Source organism: Flavobacterium psychrolimnae (assembly GCF_003312425.1).
In the GTDB taxonomy this organism is placed as follows: domain Bacteria; phylum Bacteroidota; class Bacteroidia; order Flavobacteriales; family Flavobacteriaceae; genus Flavobacterium; species Flavobacterium psychrolimnae.
On record NZ_QNUX01000004.1, the window covers coordinates 36,367 to 56,029 of the forward strand.

At 33.9% G+C, this 19,663-nt stretch carries 16 protein-coding genes; 14 read left to right on the top strand and 2 right to left on the bottom strand.

The window, feature by feature from the left end; genetic code table 11:
* Window positions 1-16: 16 nt before the first annotated feature.
* The 6 genes from ftsH to DR980_RS05550 all read left to right on the top strand — a co-directional run bounded on the left by ftsH (window position 17) and on the right by DR980_RS05550 (window position 5,246).
* Window positions 17-1,942, top strand: a complete 1,926-nt coding sequence (ftsH, locus tag DR980_RS05525; RefSeq protein ID WP_113634264.1) for an ATP-dependent zinc metalloprotease FtsH — start codon at window positions 17-19, stop codon at window positions 1,940-1,942.
* 116 nt (window positions 1,943-2,058) lie between these two features.
* On the top strand, window positions 2,059-2,661 hold the full coding sequence (locus DR980_RS05530) for an LUD domain-containing protein (RefSeq protein WP_113634265.1): 603 nt from the start codon (window positions 2,059-2,061) through the stop codon (window positions 2,659-2,661).
* A gap of 1 nt (window position 2,662) precedes the next feature.
* Window positions 2,663-3,553, top strand: a complete 891-nt coding sequence (locus tag DR980_RS05535; protein ID WP_113634266.1) for a phosphatidate cytidylyltransferase — start codon at window positions 2,663-2,665, stop codon at window positions 3,551-3,553.
* Complete coding sequence (locus tag DR980_RS05540; RefSeq protein ID WP_113634267.1) at window positions 3,543-4,196, top strand: phosphatidylserine decarboxylase family protein; 654 nt, start codon at window positions 3,543-3,545, stop codon at window positions 4,194-4,196. The genes DR980_RS05535 and DR980_RS05540 overlap by 11 nt, the downstream gene beginning before the upstream one ends.
* A complete protein-coding gene (locus DR980_RS05545; RefSeq protein ID WP_113634268.1) occupies window positions 4,196-4,462 on the top strand; it encodes an acyl-CoA-binding protein in 267 nt (88 codons plus the stop codon). The genes DR980_RS05540 and DR980_RS05545 overlap by 1 nt, the downstream gene beginning before the upstream one ends.
* Before the next feature lie 10 nt (window positions 4,463-4,472).
* Window positions 4,473-5,246 carry a superoxide dismutase gene (locus tag DR980_RS05550; protein ID WP_113634269.1) on the top strand — a complete coding sequence of 258 codons (774 nt, stop codon included), beginning with the start codon at window positions 4,473-4,475 and terminating at the stop codon, window positions 5,244-5,246.
* 115 nt (window positions 5,247-5,361) lie between these two features.
* Here DR980_RS05550 and DR980_RS05555 read toward each other — a convergent pair whose 3' ends face one another.
* Together DR980_RS05555 and DR980_RS05560 are read right to left on the bottom strand one after the other, a co-directional pair.
* The gene (locus tag DR980_RS05555) at window positions 5,362-7,170 is read right to left on the bottom strand and encodes a glycoside hydrolase family 13 protein (protein ID WP_113634270.1); all 1,809 of its coding nucleotides are present in this window, start codon (window positions 7,168-7,170) and stop codon (window positions 5,362-5,364) included.
* 33 nt (window positions 7,171-7,203) lie between these two features.
* Complete coding sequence (locus DR980_RS05560) at window positions 7,204-9,069, bottom strand: alpha-amylase family protein (protein ID WP_113634271.1); 1,866 nt, start codon at window positions 9,067-9,069, stop codon at window positions 7,204-7,206.
* A 277-nt stretch (window positions 9,070-9,346) separates the two neighbouring features.
* Between DR980_RS05560 and DR980_RS05565 the strand changes: the two genes are divergently transcribed.
* From DR980_RS05565 to hemN, 8 genes are all read left to right on the top strand, one after another.
* The gene (locus tag DR980_RS05565; protein WP_113634272.1) at window positions 9,347-10,978 is read left to right on the top strand and encodes an OstA-like protein; all 1,632 of its coding nucleotides are present in this window, start codon (window positions 9,347-9,349) and stop codon (window positions 10,976-10,978) included.
* 154 nt (window positions 10,979-11,132) lie between these two features.
* A complete protein-coding gene (locus DR980_RS05570; RefSeq protein ID WP_113634273.1) occupies window positions 11,133-12,320 on the top strand; it encodes an aspartate aminotransferase family protein in 1,188 nt (395 codons plus the stop codon).
* A gap of 281 nt (window positions 12,321-12,601) precedes the next feature.
* On the top strand, window positions 12,602-13,999 hold the full coding sequence (locus DR980_RS05575) for a tetratricopeptide repeat protein (protein ID WP_113634274.1): 1,398 nt from the start codon (window positions 12,602-12,604) through the stop codon (window positions 13,997-13,999).
* On the top strand, window positions 13,999-14,748 hold the full coding sequence (locus tag DR980_RS05580) for a shikimate dehydrogenase family protein (RefSeq protein ID WP_113634275.1): 750 nt from the start codon (window positions 13,999-14,001) through the stop codon (window positions 14,746-14,748). Before DR980_RS05575 ends, DR980_RS05580 begins: the two co-directional genes overlap by 1 nt.
* Window positions 14,749-15,069: 321 nt before the next feature.
* The gene (locus tag DR980_RS05585; protein WP_113634276.1) at window positions 15,070-17,082 is read left to right on the top strand and encodes a DUF349 domain-containing protein; all 2,013 of its coding nucleotides are present in this window, start codon (window positions 15,070-15,072) and stop codon (window positions 17,080-17,082) included.
* Between the two features lie 144 nt (window positions 17,083-17,226).
* Complete coding sequence (locus tag DR980_RS05590) at window positions 17,227-17,574, top strand: hypothetical protein (protein WP_113634277.1); 348 nt, start codon at window positions 17,227-17,229, stop codon at window positions 17,572-17,574.
* Between the two features lie 112 nt (window positions 17,575-17,686).
* Window positions 17,687-18,163, top strand: a complete 477-nt coding sequence (locus tag DR980_RS05595; RefSeq protein ID WP_113634278.1) for a hypothetical protein — start codon at window positions 17,687-17,689, stop codon at window positions 18,161-18,163.
* 131 nt (window positions 18,164-18,294) lie between these two features.
* Window positions 18,295-19,659 carry an oxygen-independent coproporphyrinogen III oxidase gene (gene hemN / locus DR980_RS05600; protein ID WP_113634279.1) on the top strand — a complete coding sequence of 455 codons (1,365 nt, stop codon included), beginning with the start codon at window positions 18,295-18,297 and terminating at the stop codon, window positions 19,657-19,659.
* Window positions 19,660-19,663: the final 4 nt, after the last annotated feature.

The window sequence follows — 19,663 nt, forward strand, 5'->3', positions numbered from 1 at the left end:
ACATATATCCGTAGTAATGGCTAAAGAAAATAATCCAAATCCGAATAAGTTTAAAGTAAGCCCTTGGCTGATTTATACTGCAATATTATTAATTTTCTTATTTATAAGTTTTATAACCAATGGTTCAAGTTTAAACGAACCGGGACAATTGACCTCTTCTAAGTTTAACGACTATTTAGAAAAAGGCCAAATTGAAAAGGTGATTGTTTACAACAAAACTGAAGCAGAGGTTTTTCTAAATGCTGCAGCAATGAAAGATGCTGTTCACAAGAAAGTTTCTAAAGATGTTTTTGACCGACCAAATAAAGGTCCACATTATACCTTTGACATTGGTAACGACCAAATATTTCAAAATAAATTAGAAAAAGCAGTTGCAGAAGGTAAATTGAAAGATTTCAATTTCTTACCAAAAAACAATTGGTCGGATATTTTAATTAGTCTATTACCTATCATTATCATTATTGCCGTTTGGATCTTTATCATGAGAAAAATGTCAGGTGGCGGAGCAGGTGGTGGCGGTCAGATTTTCAATATCGGAAAATCAAAAGCTAAACTATTTGACGAAAAAACCGATATCAAAACGACTTTTAAAGATGTAGCTGGTTTAGAAGGTGCAAAAGAAGAAATCCAAGAAATTGTTGAATTTCTTAAAAATCCTGAAAAATACACTAATCTGGGAGGTAAAATTCCAAAAGGAGCTTTACTCGTTGGACCTCCGGGAACAGGTAAAACATTATTGGCAAAAGCCGTAGCCGGCGAAGCGCAAGTACCATTTTTCTCTTTATCAGGTTCTGATTTTGTGGAAATGTTTGTAGGTGTTGGTGCATCTCGTGTGCGTGATTTGTTCAAACAAGCCAAAGAAAAATCTCCTGCTATCATCTTTATTGATGAAATAGATGCTGTTGGTAGAGCAAGAGGAAAAAGCAATATGTCAGGCGGAAATGACGAACGTGAAAATACATTGAACCAATTACTGACAGAAATGGACGGTTTTGGAACAAATTCTAACGTAATCGTTTTGGCTGCAACAAACAGAGCTGATGTATTGGATAAAGCATTAATGCGAGCTGGTCGTTTTGACAGACAAATTTTTGTAGACTTGCCGGACATTCGCGAAAGAGCTGAAATTTTTAAAGTTCACCTTGCTCCTTTGAAAAAAATTGAAGGATTAGATACTGAATTTTTAGCCAAACAAACTCCAGGTTTTTCTGGTGCCGATATTGCAAATGTATGTAATGAAGCTGCTTTGATTGCTGCCAGAAATAACAAAACTGCTGTTGACAAACAAGATTTCCTTGACGCTGTTGACAGAATTGTTGGTGGTCTTGAAAAGAAAAACAAAATTGTTACGCCTGATGAAAAGAAAGCAATTGCAATCCATGAAGCAGGTCACGCAACGGTAAGTTGGATGTTAGAACATGCTGCTCCATTAATCAAAGTAACCATTGTTCCTAGAGGACAAAGTTTAGGAGCTGCGTGGTATTTACCGGAAGAACGATTAATTGTTCGTCCGGATCAAATGCTTGATGAAATGTGTGCAACTATGGGCGGAAGAGCTGCTGAAAAAGTAACTTTCAACAGAATTTCAACTGGTGCATTGAGCGATTTAGAAAAAGTAACCAAACAAGCTCGCGCTATGGTAACTATTTACGGACTGAATGACAAAATAGGTAATGTAACTTATTACGATTCAACTGGACAAAGTGAATACAACTTTTCTAAACCATATTCTGAAGAAACAGCTAGAGTTATTGATGAGGAAATTTCATTACTAATTGAAAGCCAGTACCAAAGAGCCATTCAAATATTAGAAGAAAATAAAGACAAACTTGATCAATTAGCAAATATTTTGATTGAAAAAGAAGTAATCTTCAAAGATGATTTAGAAGCTATTTTCGGAAAAAGAACTTTTGATAAAAATTTAGAAGAAGTAGTATCTTAGAAAAACACATCATTATTTAATTATTTTTAAAATCTTAATTCAAAAACTACTTTTGAATTAAGATTTTTTTATCTTTGGACGTTTTCAAATAATAAATTATAGCAGTTTACAGAAATATGAGTCTTTTTAGAAAAATTTTTGGTTCTAGTAATCCTACTTCTGAGGAAGATAAAGAAAGTGAATTTAGTAAATCCCATGCTGAAAACGCTATCTCTATTGATGAACAATTTATCTTTAATTTTAAAAAAAATGGAGGCAAATTTTTATATTGTGAAAATGCTGATGAAGTAAAAGAGCAGTTTGAAAATATATTAGAAGAAAATGACTGGTTTGAAAGTGAAGCTTTATGTTATGACCCAACGCTTTTCAGTATGCTTGAGGATAATAAACTTACGTATGACAAACCTGCAAATCCTAAATTTCTTCTTGCAAGTTGTGAAAATTTAATTGCAGATGAAGGTTCAATTTTATTTTCATCTAAACAAATCAAACAACATAAACCAAACGAATTACCCGCAAACATTATTGTTTTAGCCAAAACTAGCCAAATTCTAGGAGCTAAAAGTGATGGATTAAGCGCCATTAAAAAGAAGTACGAAAGAGATTATCCTACCAACATTACTACAATAAAATATTTCGAGAAAGCCAAAGAAGAAGACTTTACACAATACGGAAGTTCAGCCAAAAATCTTTATTTATTGCTTTTAGAAGATCTTTAAAATGAACGAAACTCTAAAACGAGGTATATCAGGAGCTGTTTATATTATACTATTACTTGCTTCTATTTTATATTCAACGGAAAGCTTTTTTATCCTTTTTGGTATATTTCTCATTATTGCAGTCTATGAATTTTGTAATTTAGTTTCAATACACAAAGTTTTTCCAATTATTTTAGCCACTGCTATATATGCTATGGTTACTTTAGTGAGTCATTACAATACAATAACTGCAAACACTTTAAATCAAATTTTCAATACTGATTATTTAATTGATATAAATATCCAACAGTTAGATATCGTTTTATTAGTGATAGCTTTAGTTGTTTCTATAAAATGTATTCTTTTTTTGTTTTATGACAACATTCAAAAAATAAGCACTTCTTCCAAATATTTATATTTATTAGGCTACATAATTTTGCCTTTTGTGTTTATTACTAAAATTTCATTTGGTATCAATGACTATAATCCTAAAATCATAATTGGATTATTTATCTTGATCTGGACGAATGACACTTTTGCTTACATTGTGGGTAAATCTATAGGAAGAACAAAATTATTCGAAAAAATTTCACCTAAAAAAACAATAGAAGGATTCTTAGGCGGAATACTTTTTGCCATTTTAGCAGGTTATTTAATTTCCAAATATTACATCAAGGCCAATCCTGAATTTAGCGAGAGATCCATATTAATCTGGACTTCTATAGCTGTTATTGTAGGAATTGCAGGTACTATTGGAGACTTAATCGAATCCAAATTCAAGCGTATTGCAGGAGTAAAAGACAGCGGAAGCATAATGCCTGGCCATGGAGGTATACTAGATCGTTTAGATAGTGTTATATTTGTAGCACCAATTATATTTTTATTTTATCAAATTTTAAACTATGTTTCATAAAGAAGGAACCCAATCTATTTTATTAGGCACCATTTTCACAGCTGTTGTCCTTTTATTGTCTGACAATTTTATAGACACCAATTGGCTTAAAATGGCCATTCAAATAGCAGCGTTATTGCTTTTGATTATCATCTTACAATTTTTCAGAAACCCAAAAAGAAGTGTTGTACTCAATGACAATCAGATTCTGGCTCCTGTTGACGGTAAAGTTGTGGTCATAGAAGAAGTTTATGAAGGCGAATATTTCAAAGAAAAACGTCTGCAAATATCAATTTTCATGTCTCCAATAAACGTGCACGTTACGCGATATGGTTTAAGTGGATTAGTAAAATTCAGCAAATACCATCCTGGAAAATTCTTGGTGGCTTGGCATCCAAAAGCAAGTGAGGAAAACGAAAGAACAACTATTGTAATAGAAAACAAAACCTTTGGCGAAGTGTTATATCGACAAATTGCAGGTGCATTAGCCCGAAGAATTGTAAATTATGCAGTAGAAGGAACTCAAGTCGTTCAGGGAACTGATGCTGGTTTCATAAAATTTGGTTCCAGAGTTGATATTTTCTTACCGTTAGGAACATCTATAAATGTTGTATTGAACCAAAAAGCAATTGGAGGAAAGACAGTTATTGCGACCAAAGCATAATGATTGAAAAAGATTTAAATACCCGATTTCTGGAAGCTGTAGAAATAGCCTCCGAAATGACGCAAGCATCACTCCCACAAGATGTACAATTGCGACTGTATGCGTTTTATAAACAAGCTACTTTGGGAACTTTAGATCTAAAACAAAATTCTTCTTACCATTTAAGAGATGCTTTTAAAACCAATGCTTGGATGCAAATCAGTCATCTGAGTCCGGATGAATCCAAAGAACAGTATATCGAATTAATTCATTCTCTGTTGAAATAATAATCTAATTATGAAAAATTTATATTTTTTAAGTCCTTTTGTAATTCTCTTTATGACATTACAATCCTGCAATGACAAAAAATTAATTGAAGTAGTTGAAGTCCCTTTACCAACTGATATTCAAGAAAAAATAGCGATTGGTTCTCCTGATGACGTCAAAGCTGATGAAGGATCATTTCAAATGGATAAGTTGCCTTATAGCTACGATGCACTGTCTCCGAGCATATCAGCCACAACATTAGAAATGCATTATTCTAAGCACTATCTCACTTATACAAACAATTTGAACAGAGCCGTATTAGGAACTCCATTGGAGAATTTGACAATAGAAGAAGTATTAGCCAAATTAGATCCTAACGACGCCACACTTCGAAATAATGCCGGAGGGTTTTACAATCATTCTTTATATTGGAAATGTATGGCGCCAAAATCTGGTGGTGAGCCAACTAATACATTAGCCGAGGCTATTACAAGAGATTTTGGATCTTTTGATAACTTCGTTACCTTATTCAAAGACGAAGCTACAAAACAATTTGGTTCCGGTTGGGCTTGGCTTATAGTGGATAGAACTGGAAAACTTCAGGTAACAAGTACCGCAAATCAAGATAATCCCTTAATGCGAAATGCACTTATCCCCGGAACACCAATATTAGCATTAGATGTTTGGGAACATGCTTATTATTTAGATTATCAATATAGAAGGAAAAATTACATTGATGGTTTTTTCAATGTCATCAATTGGAAAAAAGTCCAAGAAAATTTTGATGCTGTTGCAAAAAAATAGCTTTCACTTCTAATCATAAAAAAATACTGATATAAATTTATATCAGTATTTTTTTTACAATAAACTTTTCTTTAATACTTTCTTTATAACTTGAACATTATCTAAACATTTTAGATTATTTCAAAATGGTGTTGCTCAATACCACAACATCCATAGGTTTTACCACCAGCTTTTTCATTACTTTTTTAGTAAAAACATCTCTGAACTTTCCTTTTTTAAGAATTGGATTGGTGAAATCAATATTTTTATCACTTCGATTAATGATTACAATCACTTCCTGATTTCCAAGTTTACGACTAAAAGCATACGTCTTTACGGCATCATTAGTTTCAATCGTGGTAAAGTTCCCAATCCTGATTGACTCATATTGATTGCGTAAAGCAATGAATTTTTTATACCAATTGAATAAGTCAGTGTTGAAATCTACTTTATCTGCCTCATGTTTACTTTGGTTAGGATTAAATGTTTCTGAATCATATTCTTTATCAGACCAAACCATTGGCTTACGGCAATCTGGGTCGTTACTTCCCCACATACCAGCTTCATCACCATAATAAATCATTGGTGAACCTAAATATAAAATCTGAAATGCCGCAATCAATTTTTGCTTTTCTAATTGTTTATCGGTTGGTTTTCGAGCATTGTAATCGATATTATTACTTTTTTGACTCCAATTAAAGTAGGTACCCCAATCGCTAAATTTTTTCCCGTCAGGATTTGCTACGGCACTACCAATTCTTGTGGCATCGTGGCTTCCTACCAAATTTTGCATATTCTGTGCAACACCTTCTCCAAATCCTTCACGCAATTCCTTCAATTGAGTATCAAATTGAGTAACAGAAATTCCCTTTGCATCTTGCACAAAAAAGTCATGTACCAGGAAAGAAAAATTATAATTCATCGTCGCGTCAAATTCGTCTCCAGATAAATAAGGTTTTGTTTTATCAATAGGATCAACTAATTCAGCTGTCAGATACGCTTCGCTATTAATAGATTTTACTTCATTTCTCCAATCTTTCCAGAAAGGATGAGCAATGCAATACGCTACATCCAATCGCCAACCATCAATTCCGTTTTGAGCGCCTTTATTCATTGGATTCATCCAACGTTTAGTAGCGTCAAAAATATATTTTTTAGGACCGGATACGATTCCGTTTTCATCCTCTTTAAACTCTGGTAAGGTTTTTACACCAAACCAACCTTGGTATTCAAACTTAGTTCCTTTGGCAGCATCTCTCCAGCTATCGACCATAAACCAATCTTTGTAAGCTGATTTTTCCTGTTTTTCTTCCACATCTCGAAAAGCAAAACTGTTCACTCCTAAATGGTTGAAAACACCATCAAAAATGATAAACATTTTACGTTTGTGTACTTCATCAATTAGTTTAAGAGCCAGTAAATCTGCTTTGGTCCAAACCCATTTTTCAGGATTTAAAGGATCTTCGTTCATTATCATTTTTTTATCACCTTCCGGATCAGGTCCAAATGATGGATCAACATGGTGATAGCACAATGCATCGTATTTATGGGAAGATGGCGCCCAAAAAATCGGATTCATATAAATAGCATTAATGCCCAATGACTGCAAATAGTCTAATTTATCAATAACTCCCTGCAAATCTCCACCGTAACGTCTGCGTTGAAGATTGTAATAAATATCTTTTCCGTTTTTCTTTTCGTAAGGTTTCAATTCGTACCAATCACTCGTCCAGCGATGAATTTGAAAATCAGAAGTACTGTCAAAAGGATAAGCTCCATCTTGATCTTCTACTTTTGGGTCATTTGAAGGATCTCCATTATGAAACCGATCTGGGAATATTTGATACCACACTACTCCTTTACTCCAATTTGGGGTAAAATCAGTTTGTGCAAATGATGGTATGAATACTAAAAACAGTAAACAAATTGTGATTTTTTTAGTCATTAAATAGAGTTTAAAATTTAGTTATTGATTTTTTTACAATTGATAAATAAACGATTCTGAAGGTGCGATTGTAATTTGCGCTTTTCCTTCCCCATTAAATACTTTTAACTCAACAGAATTTTTGTGGTATAATTGATCCGTTATTGTATAATTTCCATCTTTCAAATTCCATTTTTGAATTATATCTGAAGGGATTTTTAATTCAAAATTGCTGGTGGTAATCCAAGAAAAATTAGTGACAACTATTAGTTTTTCAATATCAGACCAGCGTGTAAAAGCATAAATTCCCGGATCGTAACCTTGAGTTGTTTGGCGATTCAAGGTTTGAATTTCTTGGTATTTCCCCATTAACGCCGAACTATTCAAAGAAAAATTCAATAACTTTTTATAAAAATCACGCAACTCTTTTTCATCCTTTGTCAACTGACCGCCATCAAATTTTCCCCCGTTCATCCAGCGTTGGTGATTTGGAACTCCGATATAATCAAAAATTGAAGTTCTAGAATGGGTTCCAAATCCTGCATTTTCATTCCCAGCCTCCCCTACTTCCTGTCCAAAATAAACCATCGTAGGCGAAGTGCTTATGGTTGTAGAAACCACCATCAAAGGCTTACCTTTTTGTGGCGTTCCCGCAAATTCAGGACTTGCTAAACGTTGTTCATCATGATTATCCAGAAAATGCAACATGTGATGCTCAATATCAGCCATTCCGTTTTGTATGTCTGACAAGCCATCAGGTAATGATTTTCCTTGAATGATATCTTTCAATTTATCATAGGTTTCTACTTTATCATACAAATAATCCATTTTACCCAGATGAATATAGTTTCTGTATTCTTTAGGATTATAAACTTCGGCTAATAAAAAAGCATCCGGATTATTCACTTTAATAGCTGAATTCATATAACTCCAAAATTCATACGGAACCATTTCGGCCATGTCAAATCGAAAACCATCCACTCCTTTTGCAGTCCAGTACAACGTAATATCTTTGAATTTATCCCAAGAATCTGGAACGTCTTTTCCTTTCCAAAAATCGAAATGTTCCTGATATGATTTGGTATCAAAACCAGCCGGAAGTTCCGGAAAATCTTTGGAGCCATCCGGACGAATACCGTAATTTACTTTGATGGTCTCATACCAATCATTTTTATCAGGTTTCGCCAAACGGGAACCGTTCCCAGTCCATTTTGCTGGACTTTCTTCAAATTTTCCATCAATCAATGGATTCTTTTCTCCATTTAGCGGTTTATGCGTATCTGGGATTTCAAAGCGTGTATTTGGAATATAATAGAAATTATTGTCTCTTTTGTATTCAACCAATGTATCATCATCAGCGCCAAAATCCCTAACGCCAGCAGGATTGCTTTTTCCTTCATATTTGCGCGCAATGTGATTGGGAACAATATCGATAATCACTTTTAAACCCGCTTTGTGTGTTCGGGCAATCAAAGCTTCAAATTCCTGTAAACGATTCGCAGGATTTACGGCCAAATCTGGATTTACATTGTAATAATCTTTTACGGCATAAGGAGAACCAGCACGTCCTTTGACCACTTCCGGATCATCATTAGAAATCCCAATAGCAGAATAATCCCGAATCACAGCATGATGCGGAACTCCGGTGTACCAAACATAAGTAACTCCCAAATCCTTGATTTCCTGCAAAGCTGTTTCCGTAAAATCATTGAACTTGCCTACTCCATTTTCCTCAATGGTTCCCCAAGGTTTGTTGGTGGTATTTTTATTTCCGAATAATCGGGTAAAAACCTGATATACAACCTCTTTTTTATTAGAGGCTTTCTCGTTCTGTTCTGCGTTCATTTTTAGATCTTTCGTTTTACAGGCTGCAGCCAAAAGCACTACACTTATACTGGCAACAATAGTTGTTTTTTTCATCTTATAAAATTATTTATGCTGATTTCAATTGTTTAATAACAAAATGAATATCAATTTTTAAATTTAATATTTTTTCAATAAAACAAGTCTATATCGTTTGAAATTAAATAATTCTGTTTTCAAAAACCGACACTACAACGAAGGAGTTGTGGCATTTGTTGATAACTTTAAAAAGGAAAAATCTTAACTTTCGCTGCCCATTTGACTAATTATAAATAAATCCTAATATGGATTAGGATTGTTTCCTTTTTCATAAATTTGACAAAAATTAAATCCATTGAAGAAATCACTGTTTTTCCTTCGTTATTGTTTGCTACTGCTTGTCACTAATTTGGTTTTGGCGCAAGCCCCAAAAAAAATTATTGTAGAAAACTCTGATTTTGCCGATGTAAATCAAGTAGAAATTCCTGATGCATTATTACTTATCGGAAACGTACGCGTCAATCATGACGGTGTGGTAATGACTTGTAACAAGGCATATTATTTCCAAAAGGAAAACTACATAAAGGCTTTTGGAAATGTTCAAATGGTGCAAGGAGACACTTTATTCTTGAATAGTAAATACGCGGAATACAACGGTAATGTAAAAAAAGCGTATGCTTCCGGAGATGCCGTAATGAGTTCACCAGAATCAACTTTGACTACGGAAATAATTAATTTTGACCGAAACATTCAAGAAGTATTTTACGATACGCCAGGGACAATTACCAATAAAGAGAATACGCTAAAAAGTAATTCAGGAAGATACTACGTAAAACAGAAAAAATTCCAGTTCCTTACTGCGGTTACTATCACAAATCCAACGTATGTAATTAAATCAAATCACTTGGATTATTATAGCAATTCCGGGCATTCATATCTTTTTGGACCATCGACAATTACCAGCAAAGCCAATTATATTTATACTGAAAAAGGCTTTTATGATACCAAAAAAAATCTGGCACATTTCCTAAATAAATCCTACATCAGATACGATGATCGGGTGATTAAAGGCGATAGTTTATATTATGACAGAAACCGCGAATTTGCATCGGCAACTCGCAATGTAAAAATAACGGATTCCATCAATCGCGGAATCGTGAAAGGACATTATGCCGAAGTGTATAAAAAACTGGATTCCATGTACGTGACCAAAAGAGCCGTTGCTGTAAATTTTGTCGAAAATGACTCTGTTTATATCCACGGAAAAAAATTAATGGTTACCGGAAAAGAAGGAAACCGAATTATAAGAGCGTTCAATAATGTTCGATTCTTCAAAACGGATATGAGTGGAAAATGCGATTCGATTCATTCGAGTTCCAAAACCGCATTGACAAAAATGATTGGAAATCCGATACTTTGGAATGCAGAAAATCAAATTACTGGCGATGTTATGCATCTAATAGGAAATAACACAACTCAAAAACTAGATTCACTCAAAGTGCTCAATAATACATTTATCGTTTCTAAAGACACGATAGGAACCGGTTATAATCAAGTCAAGGGACAAGATCTCTATGGCAAGTTTAAGGAGGGAAAACTTCATGATGTTGATATTGTAAAAAATGCCGAAGTAATTTATTATATGCGAAACGAAGCACAGGAGCTCATAGGTATCAACAAAAATAAAAGCAGCAAAATCAATCTTATTATTGAAGATAATGAGGTCGAAACCATTACCTTTTTTCAACAAATAGATGGCGAAATTTTTCCGGAAAAGGATTTACCAGAAAATGCCAGAAAACTGCGAGGACTAGTCTGGCGTGGCGATGAACGAATAAAATCGAAGGATGATATTTTTCCTCCTGAAGAAAATGAAGACAACGACAAAATAGCAAAAGCTACCAAAACGGCTGAAGCCAAAGAGGATATTCCGATGAAAATCCGAAAGGAAACCCTGAATTACGATAAGAAGAAAGTGAAAAAATAGTATTAGGTTTTCATCCCGAAGTTTCGGGAGCAGTTTTCAGTCTCAAGCTACAGACAACAGCTTTCAGGATATCCGATTAAAAAAAATACCTTTAAAAAACTTCGTGAACTTTGCGAAAAAACTTTGCAAACTTTGCGGTTAAATTTCTAAAAAATTGAATACCGATTTCTTAAAATACCAAGCGCAAACCTCTCCCTATCCATTGGGCATGGAAGTTTCGCATGCAGTAGGTTCTTACATTTACGATACTAATTCTAAGAGATATTTGGATTTTGTAGCTGGAGTTTCGGCTTGTGCCTTGGGACACCAACACCCAAGAGTCAATCAAGCCATTAAAGATCAGTTAGACAAATATTCTCACGTCATGGTTTATGGCGAATATTCACAAAGCCCGGCTGTAGAATATTGCAAATTGTTAGCCTCGCTCCTGCCCGCTCCTTTAGATACCACATATTTAGTCAATTCAGGTACAGAAGCTATTGAAGGCGCATTGAAACTCGCCAGAAGAACCACCGGAAGAAGCCATTTGATTTCATGTCATAATGCATATCATGGCAATACTATGGGCTCTATGAGTGTCATGGGATTTGAAGAACGCAAACAAATCTTTCGTCCGTTGATTCCTGATGTTGATTTCATCACCTTCAACAACGAAGAAGATTTACAAAAAATAACCACCAAAACAGCAGGAATTATTCTGGAAACCATTCAAGGTGGCGCCGGATTTATTCAGCCGCACAATGATTTCCTTAAAAAAGTACGCGAGCGCTGTACCGAAGTTGGCGCCATGATGATTCTGGACGAAATCCAACCTGGTTTTGGGAGAACGGGAAAACTTTTCGGATTCCAAAATTATGATGTCGTTCCAGATATCGTAGTTATGGGAAAAGGCATGGGCGGCGGCATGCCAGTAGGCGCTTTTACAGCTTCATCGGTAATGATGGAATTGTTGAGTCATGATCCAAAACTGGGTCATATCACAACTTTTGGAGGACATCCTGTCATTGCGTCAGCCTGCTTAGCGACTTTGCAGGAAATAACTGAGACCAATTTGATGACCGAAGCGATGGAGAAAGAAAAGCTATTCCGATCACTTTTGGTACATCCTTTGATAGAAGAAATAAGAGGAAAAGGATTGATGCTGGCCGCAATGACAAAAACTGCCGACATAACAAATGAAGTGATTCTTAAATGTCAAGACAAAGGACTCATTTTATTCTGGTTACTATTTGAAGGTTGCGCCATAAGAATAACGCCTCCTCTAACCATTTCTGAAGAAGAAATACGAGAAGGTTGTAGTATCATACTTGAAGTAATGGATGAAATGATGATTGAAGAATGATGATTAACGATTTTTGATTGCAGTAGTAGTAAGAATGGAAATACACATCAAAATACCTATTCAAAACAATTAAAAAAATTGGGAGCTATTCCTGCTATCCGTTATAATCTTTTACTTTTTAAAGAAAAAAGTAAAAGGATTTCCACTCTTATCAGGGCTATGGAATCCGTTTAAACCAACCCTTTTTTTGTTAATTAAATTGTTCACAACAATTCTAACTTTCCCTCACAGTACACGCACGATTCCCTAAATTTATTTAGGCCAAATTAAAAACACACAGTATGCAATTAAGCAACGAAGAAGAAGACTATAACTTATCCCTGTCTAAATTTGAGTCTATGTTGAAAACCAACAAAGTACTCTTTTTTGACTCTGAAGAATTTGAAGAAATTATTCTTCATTATCTCGATATGGGTAAGGCCGCTTTGGCAAAAAAAGCACTTAAACTAGCTTTAGAACAACACCCAAAATCTACTGGACTAAAACTTGTTCAGGTGGAAATGCTTGTTTATGATGACAAACTCGAATTAGCCGAAAAGCTATTGAATGAGTTGTACGCCATTGAACCAAACAATGAAGAAATTTACATTCAAAAAGCTAATATCTGCTCTAAAAGAGACCAACACGAAAAGGCAGTTGAATTATTAAAAATAGCTTTAAAATACACCGATGATTTTGCTGATGTCTATAATTTAATAGGTATGGAATACCTATTTATGGACAATCTTGAAATGGCAAAAGAAAGCTTTATCAAATGTTTAGAAGAAGATCTGGAAGACCAATCCGCATTGTACAACGTGGTGTATTGTTTTGAGTTTTTAGACCAAAACCAAGAAGCAATCAGCTATTTAAAAAAATACATTGACAAAAACCCATACAGTGAAATTGCTTGGCATCAACTGGGACGTTTGCACTATGGCGTTAAAGAATATGAAAATGCGATTCGCGCCTTTGATTATGCCACATTAATCGATGATGAATTCCTTGGTGCTTTCATGGAAAAAGCAAAAGCGTATGAGCGATTAAAAAAATATGAAGAAGCCATTGAAAGCTACAGCAGAACCATCGAATTAGATGACGCAACTTCCTATGCGCTACTTCGAATGGGGAAATGTTATGAAAGATTAGGAAACAAAGCTTTAGCATTAAAATATTTCAATCAAACCGTGCATGAAGATCCGCTTTTAGATAAAGGTTGGATTGCCATCACTGACTTTTACGTCCGTCAGAAAAATTTCCAAAAAGCGCTATTTTTTGTCAATAAAGCATTAGCCATTGACAATCAAAATCGTTTGTACTGGAAACGTTTTGCTACTATCAACAAGCAAATGAATTTCTTTGAAGAAGCTGAATTTGGATATAGAAAAGCAGTCGAATTTGGTGATTATAGTTTAGACACTTGGTTATTTTGGGTAGATATTTTGCAATTTTTAGGTGAATTCGAAAGTGCTATTCAAACCTTGTTACAAGCTTCAGAATATTTTCCGGAAGAGAACGAAGTAGAATACCGTTTAGCAGGATTGTATTTTATGCTTGCGGATAATACAAAAGCAAAATTCCATTTAAGCAATGCTCTACGATTAAATTTTGACAATTACATCCTTTTAGAAGATTTATTCCCAGTAGTTTGGACAAAAAAAATGGTGCAAAATTATATTGCAAAACATAAAAAACAATAATGGTTGATACAGTTATAAAACGCTTTGGATTATTAGGACGTAACATTAGTTATTCCTTTTCGAAAGGATATTTCACTGACAAATTTAATAACGAAAACTTTGTAGGTTGCAGCTATGAAAATTTTGATATTCCAGAAATATCAGATTTTCCAGAGGTGATTAAAAACACTACGGATTTAAAAGGATTGAATGTTACTATTCCGTACAAAGAAACGGTAATTCCATTTTTGGATAAATTATCAAAAAAAGCGGAAATAATTGGCGCTGTAAACACCATTAGAATTACCAAAAAAGGAAAATTAAAAGGTTACAATACAGATTACTATGGTTTTAAAAAATCATTAGAACCACTATTGTTACCGCAGCACAAAAAAGCTTTGATTTTAGGAACTGGAGGCGCTTCAAAAGGAGTCGCTTTTGCTCTGGACGAACTTAATATCCCCTATACTTTTGTTTCGAGAGAAGCCAAAGAAAATGGAATTGATTACGACCGAATCAATGCAACCACATTTGACAATTACCAAATCATTATAAATGCTACTCCGGTAGGAACAAGTCCTAATGTAGATGCGTTTCCATTAATTCCCTACGAATTTTTCACAGACAAGCATATTGCTTATGATTTAATTTACAACCCTGCAGAAACGCAATTCCTAAAAAAAGCCAAACAACAGGGCGCACAAATCAAAAATGGTCTGGATATGCTTATTTTTCAAGCAGAGAAAGCATGGAAGATTTGGAATAAATAATCTAAAAACGGAACTAGCTTCATAGACCTATTTGTATACATCAAAAACATTCTTTATTGAATGTTTTTTTGTTTGTAACACTATTATGAACTAGAAAAACATAATTTGAAATCCCAAAACCCTAGCCCTGATGGAAGCGGCATCCTTTTTTGAGAGCCTTTTTGGCGAACAAAAAAGATACAGCGAACAGCGGGAAAATGCTCTAAAAAGAAATATTTTGTAACCTAAAATGACAATAAATAAGGGGTTTTATTTTGTATTTTCATACTGCTTTACTATCTTTCGTGTTGAATCTAATTAGAAACCTTACACATTGAAAAAATGTTAGAAGAAAAGAACGATAACCTGCTTGAGGCAGATGGAAATTTAGAGCACAAAGCTGTTGAATCTAATCAACCAGTACCTGAAAGTTTAGAAAGTGCGTCAATTGAGGAGCCTAGCGATTTTCCGGCAGAGGATAATGTTGTAATTCCATCTGAGGATGAAGTTGCAAAAACAGAGCCAACTGCTGAGACAGAAAATCAATCGGCCACTGATGCAATAGCAGAATCAAACGCGGAAGAAAGTGAAGATGAAACGCTGAAAGAGCGCCATGATATACCGATGCAGGATTACGACACTTTGTCACTTGAATCACTGGTTGACGAGCTTAAAAGTTTGGTTTCTAATGAAAAAGCAATGTCGTTTAAGGATCATATTGAAGAAATTAAAAAAGCATTCTTAGCAAAATACAACCATCTTGTTGAGGAGAAAAAAGAGGAATTCCTTGCAGAAAATCAAGATCCAAATGAAGATTTTCAATACCATTCTCCGCTGAAAACTCAATTTGATAAATATTATACTCAATTTAGAGATACTAAAAATACCCATTTCAAAAGTTTACAAACGAATCTAAAAACTAATTTAGAAAACCGTTTGGCGATTGTTGAAGAGTTAAAGGAACTGATTAACCCTCAGGCAAACATCAAAGACACTTTAAAGCATTTTAATGATTTAAGAGAACGATGGAAAAATGCAGGACCGATTCCGAAGGATAAATACAACCACGTTTGGAACAACTTCCATTTTCATGTGGAAAATTTCTACGACTATTTACACTTGGACCGAGAAGCGAGAGACTTGGATTTCAAACATAACTTAGAGCAAAAACAAAAAATTGTAGCGCGTGTTGAAGAATTGGTAAAAGAAGCCGATATCAACAAAGCATTCCGAGAATTACAAGATTTACACCGAATCTGGAAAGAAGATATTGGACCGGTTTCCAGAGAACACCGTGATGATATTTGGAATAAATTTAGCGATTTGACCAAACAAATGCACGATAAACGTGAGGTTTTGTTCGAAAATCAAAGAGGAACAGAACTGGAGAATTTAGAAAAGAAAAAAGAAATAATTGCTAAAATTGAAGTTTTAGCTATGGAGAAAGTCAATGCTCATGCGCAATGGCTAGCTCAAATAGAAAAAGTTGAAGCCTTAAGAACAGCTTTTTTCTCTGCAGGAAAAGTACCATCGGAAGTAAATGAGGAAACTTGGGCCGGTTTTAAAACTGCTGTCAGAAACTTTAATTCTTTCAAAAACTCTTTTTATAAAGATATTAAGAAAGATCAAAATGACAATTTAAATAAGAAAACAGCGCTTGTTGCCAAAGCTAGAGAATTACAAGAAAGCACTGATTTTGCCGCTACAACACCTATCATGAAACAAATTCAAGATGAGTGGAAACAGATAGGTCATGTGCCAAGAAAATATTCAGATAAGATCTGGAAAGAGTTTAAAGATGCTTGTAACCATTATTTTGACAAGTTAAAAGAGCAGAAAAACGAAGAGAACAGCGAAGAAGTAGAAGCTTTTGATAATAAAAAAGCCTATTTAGAAACTTTGAGAGAATTTCAGTTGACTGGAGACCATAAAACGGATTTAGATGCGATTAAGTTGCATATTGAAACTTGGAAAGGTTTTGGAAAAGTACCTTTTCCAAGAAGGCATATCGAAGGGAAATTCAATAAAATCCTGGATGCACTTTTTGAAAAATTGAGTTTGAGTAAAAAAGATACTGATATGATGCGTTTCGCCAATAGAATGGATCATTTATCAGAAAGTCATGATACTCGCAAACTAGATAATGAGAAGATTTTTATTATGCGTAAAATTGACGAAGTACAAAATGAAATTTTCCAATTAGAAAACAACATTCAGTTCTTTACCAATACGAGAAATGCAAAAAAAGAAAATTCAATTGTATTAGAAGTCCGCAAAAACATCGCCATTCATAAAGAAAGTCTTGATGTTTGGAAAGAAAAACTAAAACAATTGAGAAATTTGAAAATAGAATAAATTTTGATATTATTTTAAAACTATTAGCCTCGGACAATATTAGTTCGGGGCTTTTTTATAAAAACGATTTTCTGCATTCAAATTTTAACTTTCATTTATTAGAAATAATTATAGTAATCAACAGCGAAATTTTATTTTTACAAAATGAATTTGTTTCGAAAAACACTTGTTTTTATTGGACTTTTAATAGTTTTTTTATTTGCTTTTAGTGCAAATGAAGCTACTATTAAAACCATTAAAATAGAAAAGTCAAATTCTTCATTGTCTGCGAACAGCATTCATTCTTCAGATTTTATACAACCTCAAGTAAGTAATACTTTTACTTCCTATCATAAAACTCCTGATTACACGATTGTAAAATATCTGGAAAATTTTCTGAATGTAATTCCGGATTTTAAAATCAGTACATTTTTTATTCGTTTCGCGAAACAAGACATCAATCGATGTGAGATGGTTTCGCTGTTACTCTTTCCTTTCCATTTTTTTTGGTGAATTGAAACACTGATTTCGTAAATTGAAGATATAGTATCTTCCCTTTTGAATTGATTTCCTTTAGATTTCAGTTTAACTTATCATGTTTTACAAATAACTAAAAAAATAAAAAATGGACACTTCCGTAACTATAATTGGACTAATATTAACTTTATTAATTGCCATTCCTCTATTCTATTCCATGAGGTCATCTTCAATTAACAAAGCAAAAATTGAAGCCATAAAAACCAAATTCAGCCAAAACAATCACTTTACTTTTGAATTGACTGAAACGCAAAACAAAAAAGTCTTGGCTTTAGACGAAAAAAATAAAGGTTTTCTTTTGATTGATTTTAATGCAAAAGAAGAAGTTGTTTCTTTTGTTGATTTAAATACAATTCAATCTTGCAAACTGATTCCAACTACGGAAAATAATAGTGATACAATTGTAAAAATTGAATTTGAATTTCAATACAAAGATGGCAAAAAAACAGAGTTTATACCGTTTTACAAAATTGAGAATGATCAAATTGGTCAAGTTTGTTTATATGAAGATCATCAACTTGCCAAAAAATGGACTAAAATGATTCAGGATTGCATAGCGATGTAAACAATTAATTTATTCTGTACAAGAGGCTTTTAAAGCCTCTTTTTTTTGCAAAAGGTTTCTTCAATATGATAATTATCATTTTAATAGTTGAGTAGTCGTTCTACTTTTGAACAACGATAAATGATTTTGCCATGAAAAATTCCTTGATACAAAAATACAATGTTCCGGGACCAAGATACACCAGTTATCCAACGGTTCCCTATTGGGATGAAACTGATTTTTCAGATGAAATATGGGCTGAAACGCTAAAAAAATCCTTTCAAGCGAGTAATTCTTCAGAAGGTATTAGTTTGTATATCCATTTGCCTTTTTGCGAAAGCTTATGTACTTTTTGTGGCTGTAACAAGCGTATCACCAAAAATCACGGCGTTGAAAATCCATATATAGAAGCAGTTTTGAAAGAATGGACCTTATATTGTAAGATTCTTGGAGAAAAACCAACTATAAAAGAGATTCATTTGGGTGGTGGAACTCCCACTTTTTTTTCTACCAAAAATTTAGAGGATTTAATAAATGGTATTTTTGTTCATGCCAAAAAAGCCAAAGATTATGAATTTAGTTTTGAAGGCCATCCGAATAACACAACTCACGAACATTTGCAAAAGCTTTACGATTTAGGTTTTAGAAGAGTAAGTTTTGGCGTTCAGGATTATTCCGAGAAAGTACAAAAAGCAATTCACCGTTTACAGCCTTTTCATAATGTGGCAAAAGTTACGTTTTGGGCCAGAGAAATTGGGTATACTTCCATAGGTCACGATATCATTTTTGGACTGCCTTTTCAGGAAATAGAGGATGTAATTGATACGATTGAAAAAACAAAATCATTACAACCCGACCGTTTGGCATTTTATAGTTACGCGCACGTTCCTTGGATTAAAGGCAATGGACAGCGGGGTTTTAACGATGAAGACATTCCAAAAGATGATAAAAAGAGAATGCTTTATGAAACAGGTAAAAAATTATTATTTGAAAATGGCTATCATGAAATAGGAATGGATCATTTCGCATTGAAGACAGACAGTTTATACGATGCTTTCCAAAATGGCACATTGCACCGTAATTTCATGGGCTACAGTTCATCCAAAACACAATTAATGATTGGATTGGGAGTTTCTTCCATCAGTGACAGTTGGTTTAGTTTTGCACAGAATGTTAAAAATTTGGAAGATTATTATCAAATATTAGAATGGAACAAATTACCGGTTTTTAGAGGGCATTTATTGACCGATGAAGACCTCATCATCCGAAAACACATTCTGAATTTAATGTGCCAATTTGAAACTTCCTGGGAAACCAAAGAGGGTTATTTCAATGAAATTCCAGAGGTTATACTTCAGTTGAAAGAGATGGAAAACGACGGATTACTTATAATTAAAGACAATGGAATTGCCGTTACTGAAAAAGGAAAGCCTTATGTTCGGAATATTTGTATGGCATTCGATTTACGCTTGAAAAGAAAAGCGCCGGAAACCGAATTGTTTTCGATGACAATTTAATGTT

Coding starts and splice junctions, on each gene's coding strand:
- ftsH (WP_113634264.1), top strand. CDS start 17: ATGGCTAAAGAAAATAATCCAAATCCGAATAAGTTTAAAGTAAGCCCT.
- DR980_RS05530 (WP_113634265.1), top strand. CDS start 2,059: ATGAGTCTTTTTAGAAAAATTTTTGGTTCTAGTAATCCTACTTCTGAG.
- DR980_RS05535 (WP_113634266.1), top strand. CDS start 2,663: ATGAACGAAACTCTAAAACGAGGTATATCAGGAGCTGTTTATATTATA.
- DR980_RS05540 (WP_113634267.1), top strand. CDS start 3,543: ATGTTTCATAAAGAAGGAACCCAATCTATTTTATTAGGCACCATTTTC.
- DR980_RS05545 (WP_113634268.1), top strand. CDS start 4,196: ATGATTGAAAAAGATTTAAATACCCGATTTCTGGAAGCTGTAGAAATA.
- DR980_RS05550 (WP_113634269.1), top strand. CDS start 4,473: ATGAAAAATTTATATTTTTTAAGTCCTTTTGTAATTCTCTTTATGACA.
- DR980_RS05555 (WP_113634270.1), bottom strand. CDS start 7,170: ATGACTAAAAAAATCACAATTTGTTTACTGTTTTTAGTATTCATACCA.
- DR980_RS05560 (WP_113634271.1), bottom strand. CDS start 9,069: ATGAAAAAAACAACTATTGTTGCCAGTATAAGTGTAGTGCTTTTGGCT.
- DR980_RS05575 (WP_113634274.1), top strand. CDS start 12,602: ATGCAATTAAGCAACGAAGAAGAAGACTATAACTTATCCCTGTCTAAA.
- DR980_RS05580 (WP_113634275.1), top strand. CDS start 13,999: ATGGTTGATACAGTTATAAAACGCTTTGGATTATTAGGACGTAACATT.
- DR980_RS05585 (WP_113634276.1), top strand. CDS start 15,070: ATGTTAGAAGAAAAGAACGATAACCTGCTTGAGGCAGATGGAAATTTA.
- DR980_RS05590 (WP_113634277.1), top strand. CDS start 17,227: ATGAATTTGTTTCGAAAAACACTTGTTTTTATTGGACTTTTAATAGTT.
- DR980_RS05595 (WP_113634278.1), top strand. CDS start 17,687: ATGGACACTTCCGTAACTATAATTGGACTAATATTAACTTTATTAATT.
- hemN (WP_113634279.1), top strand. CDS start 18,295: ATGAAAAATTCCTTGATACAAAAATACAATGTTCCGGGACCAAGATAC.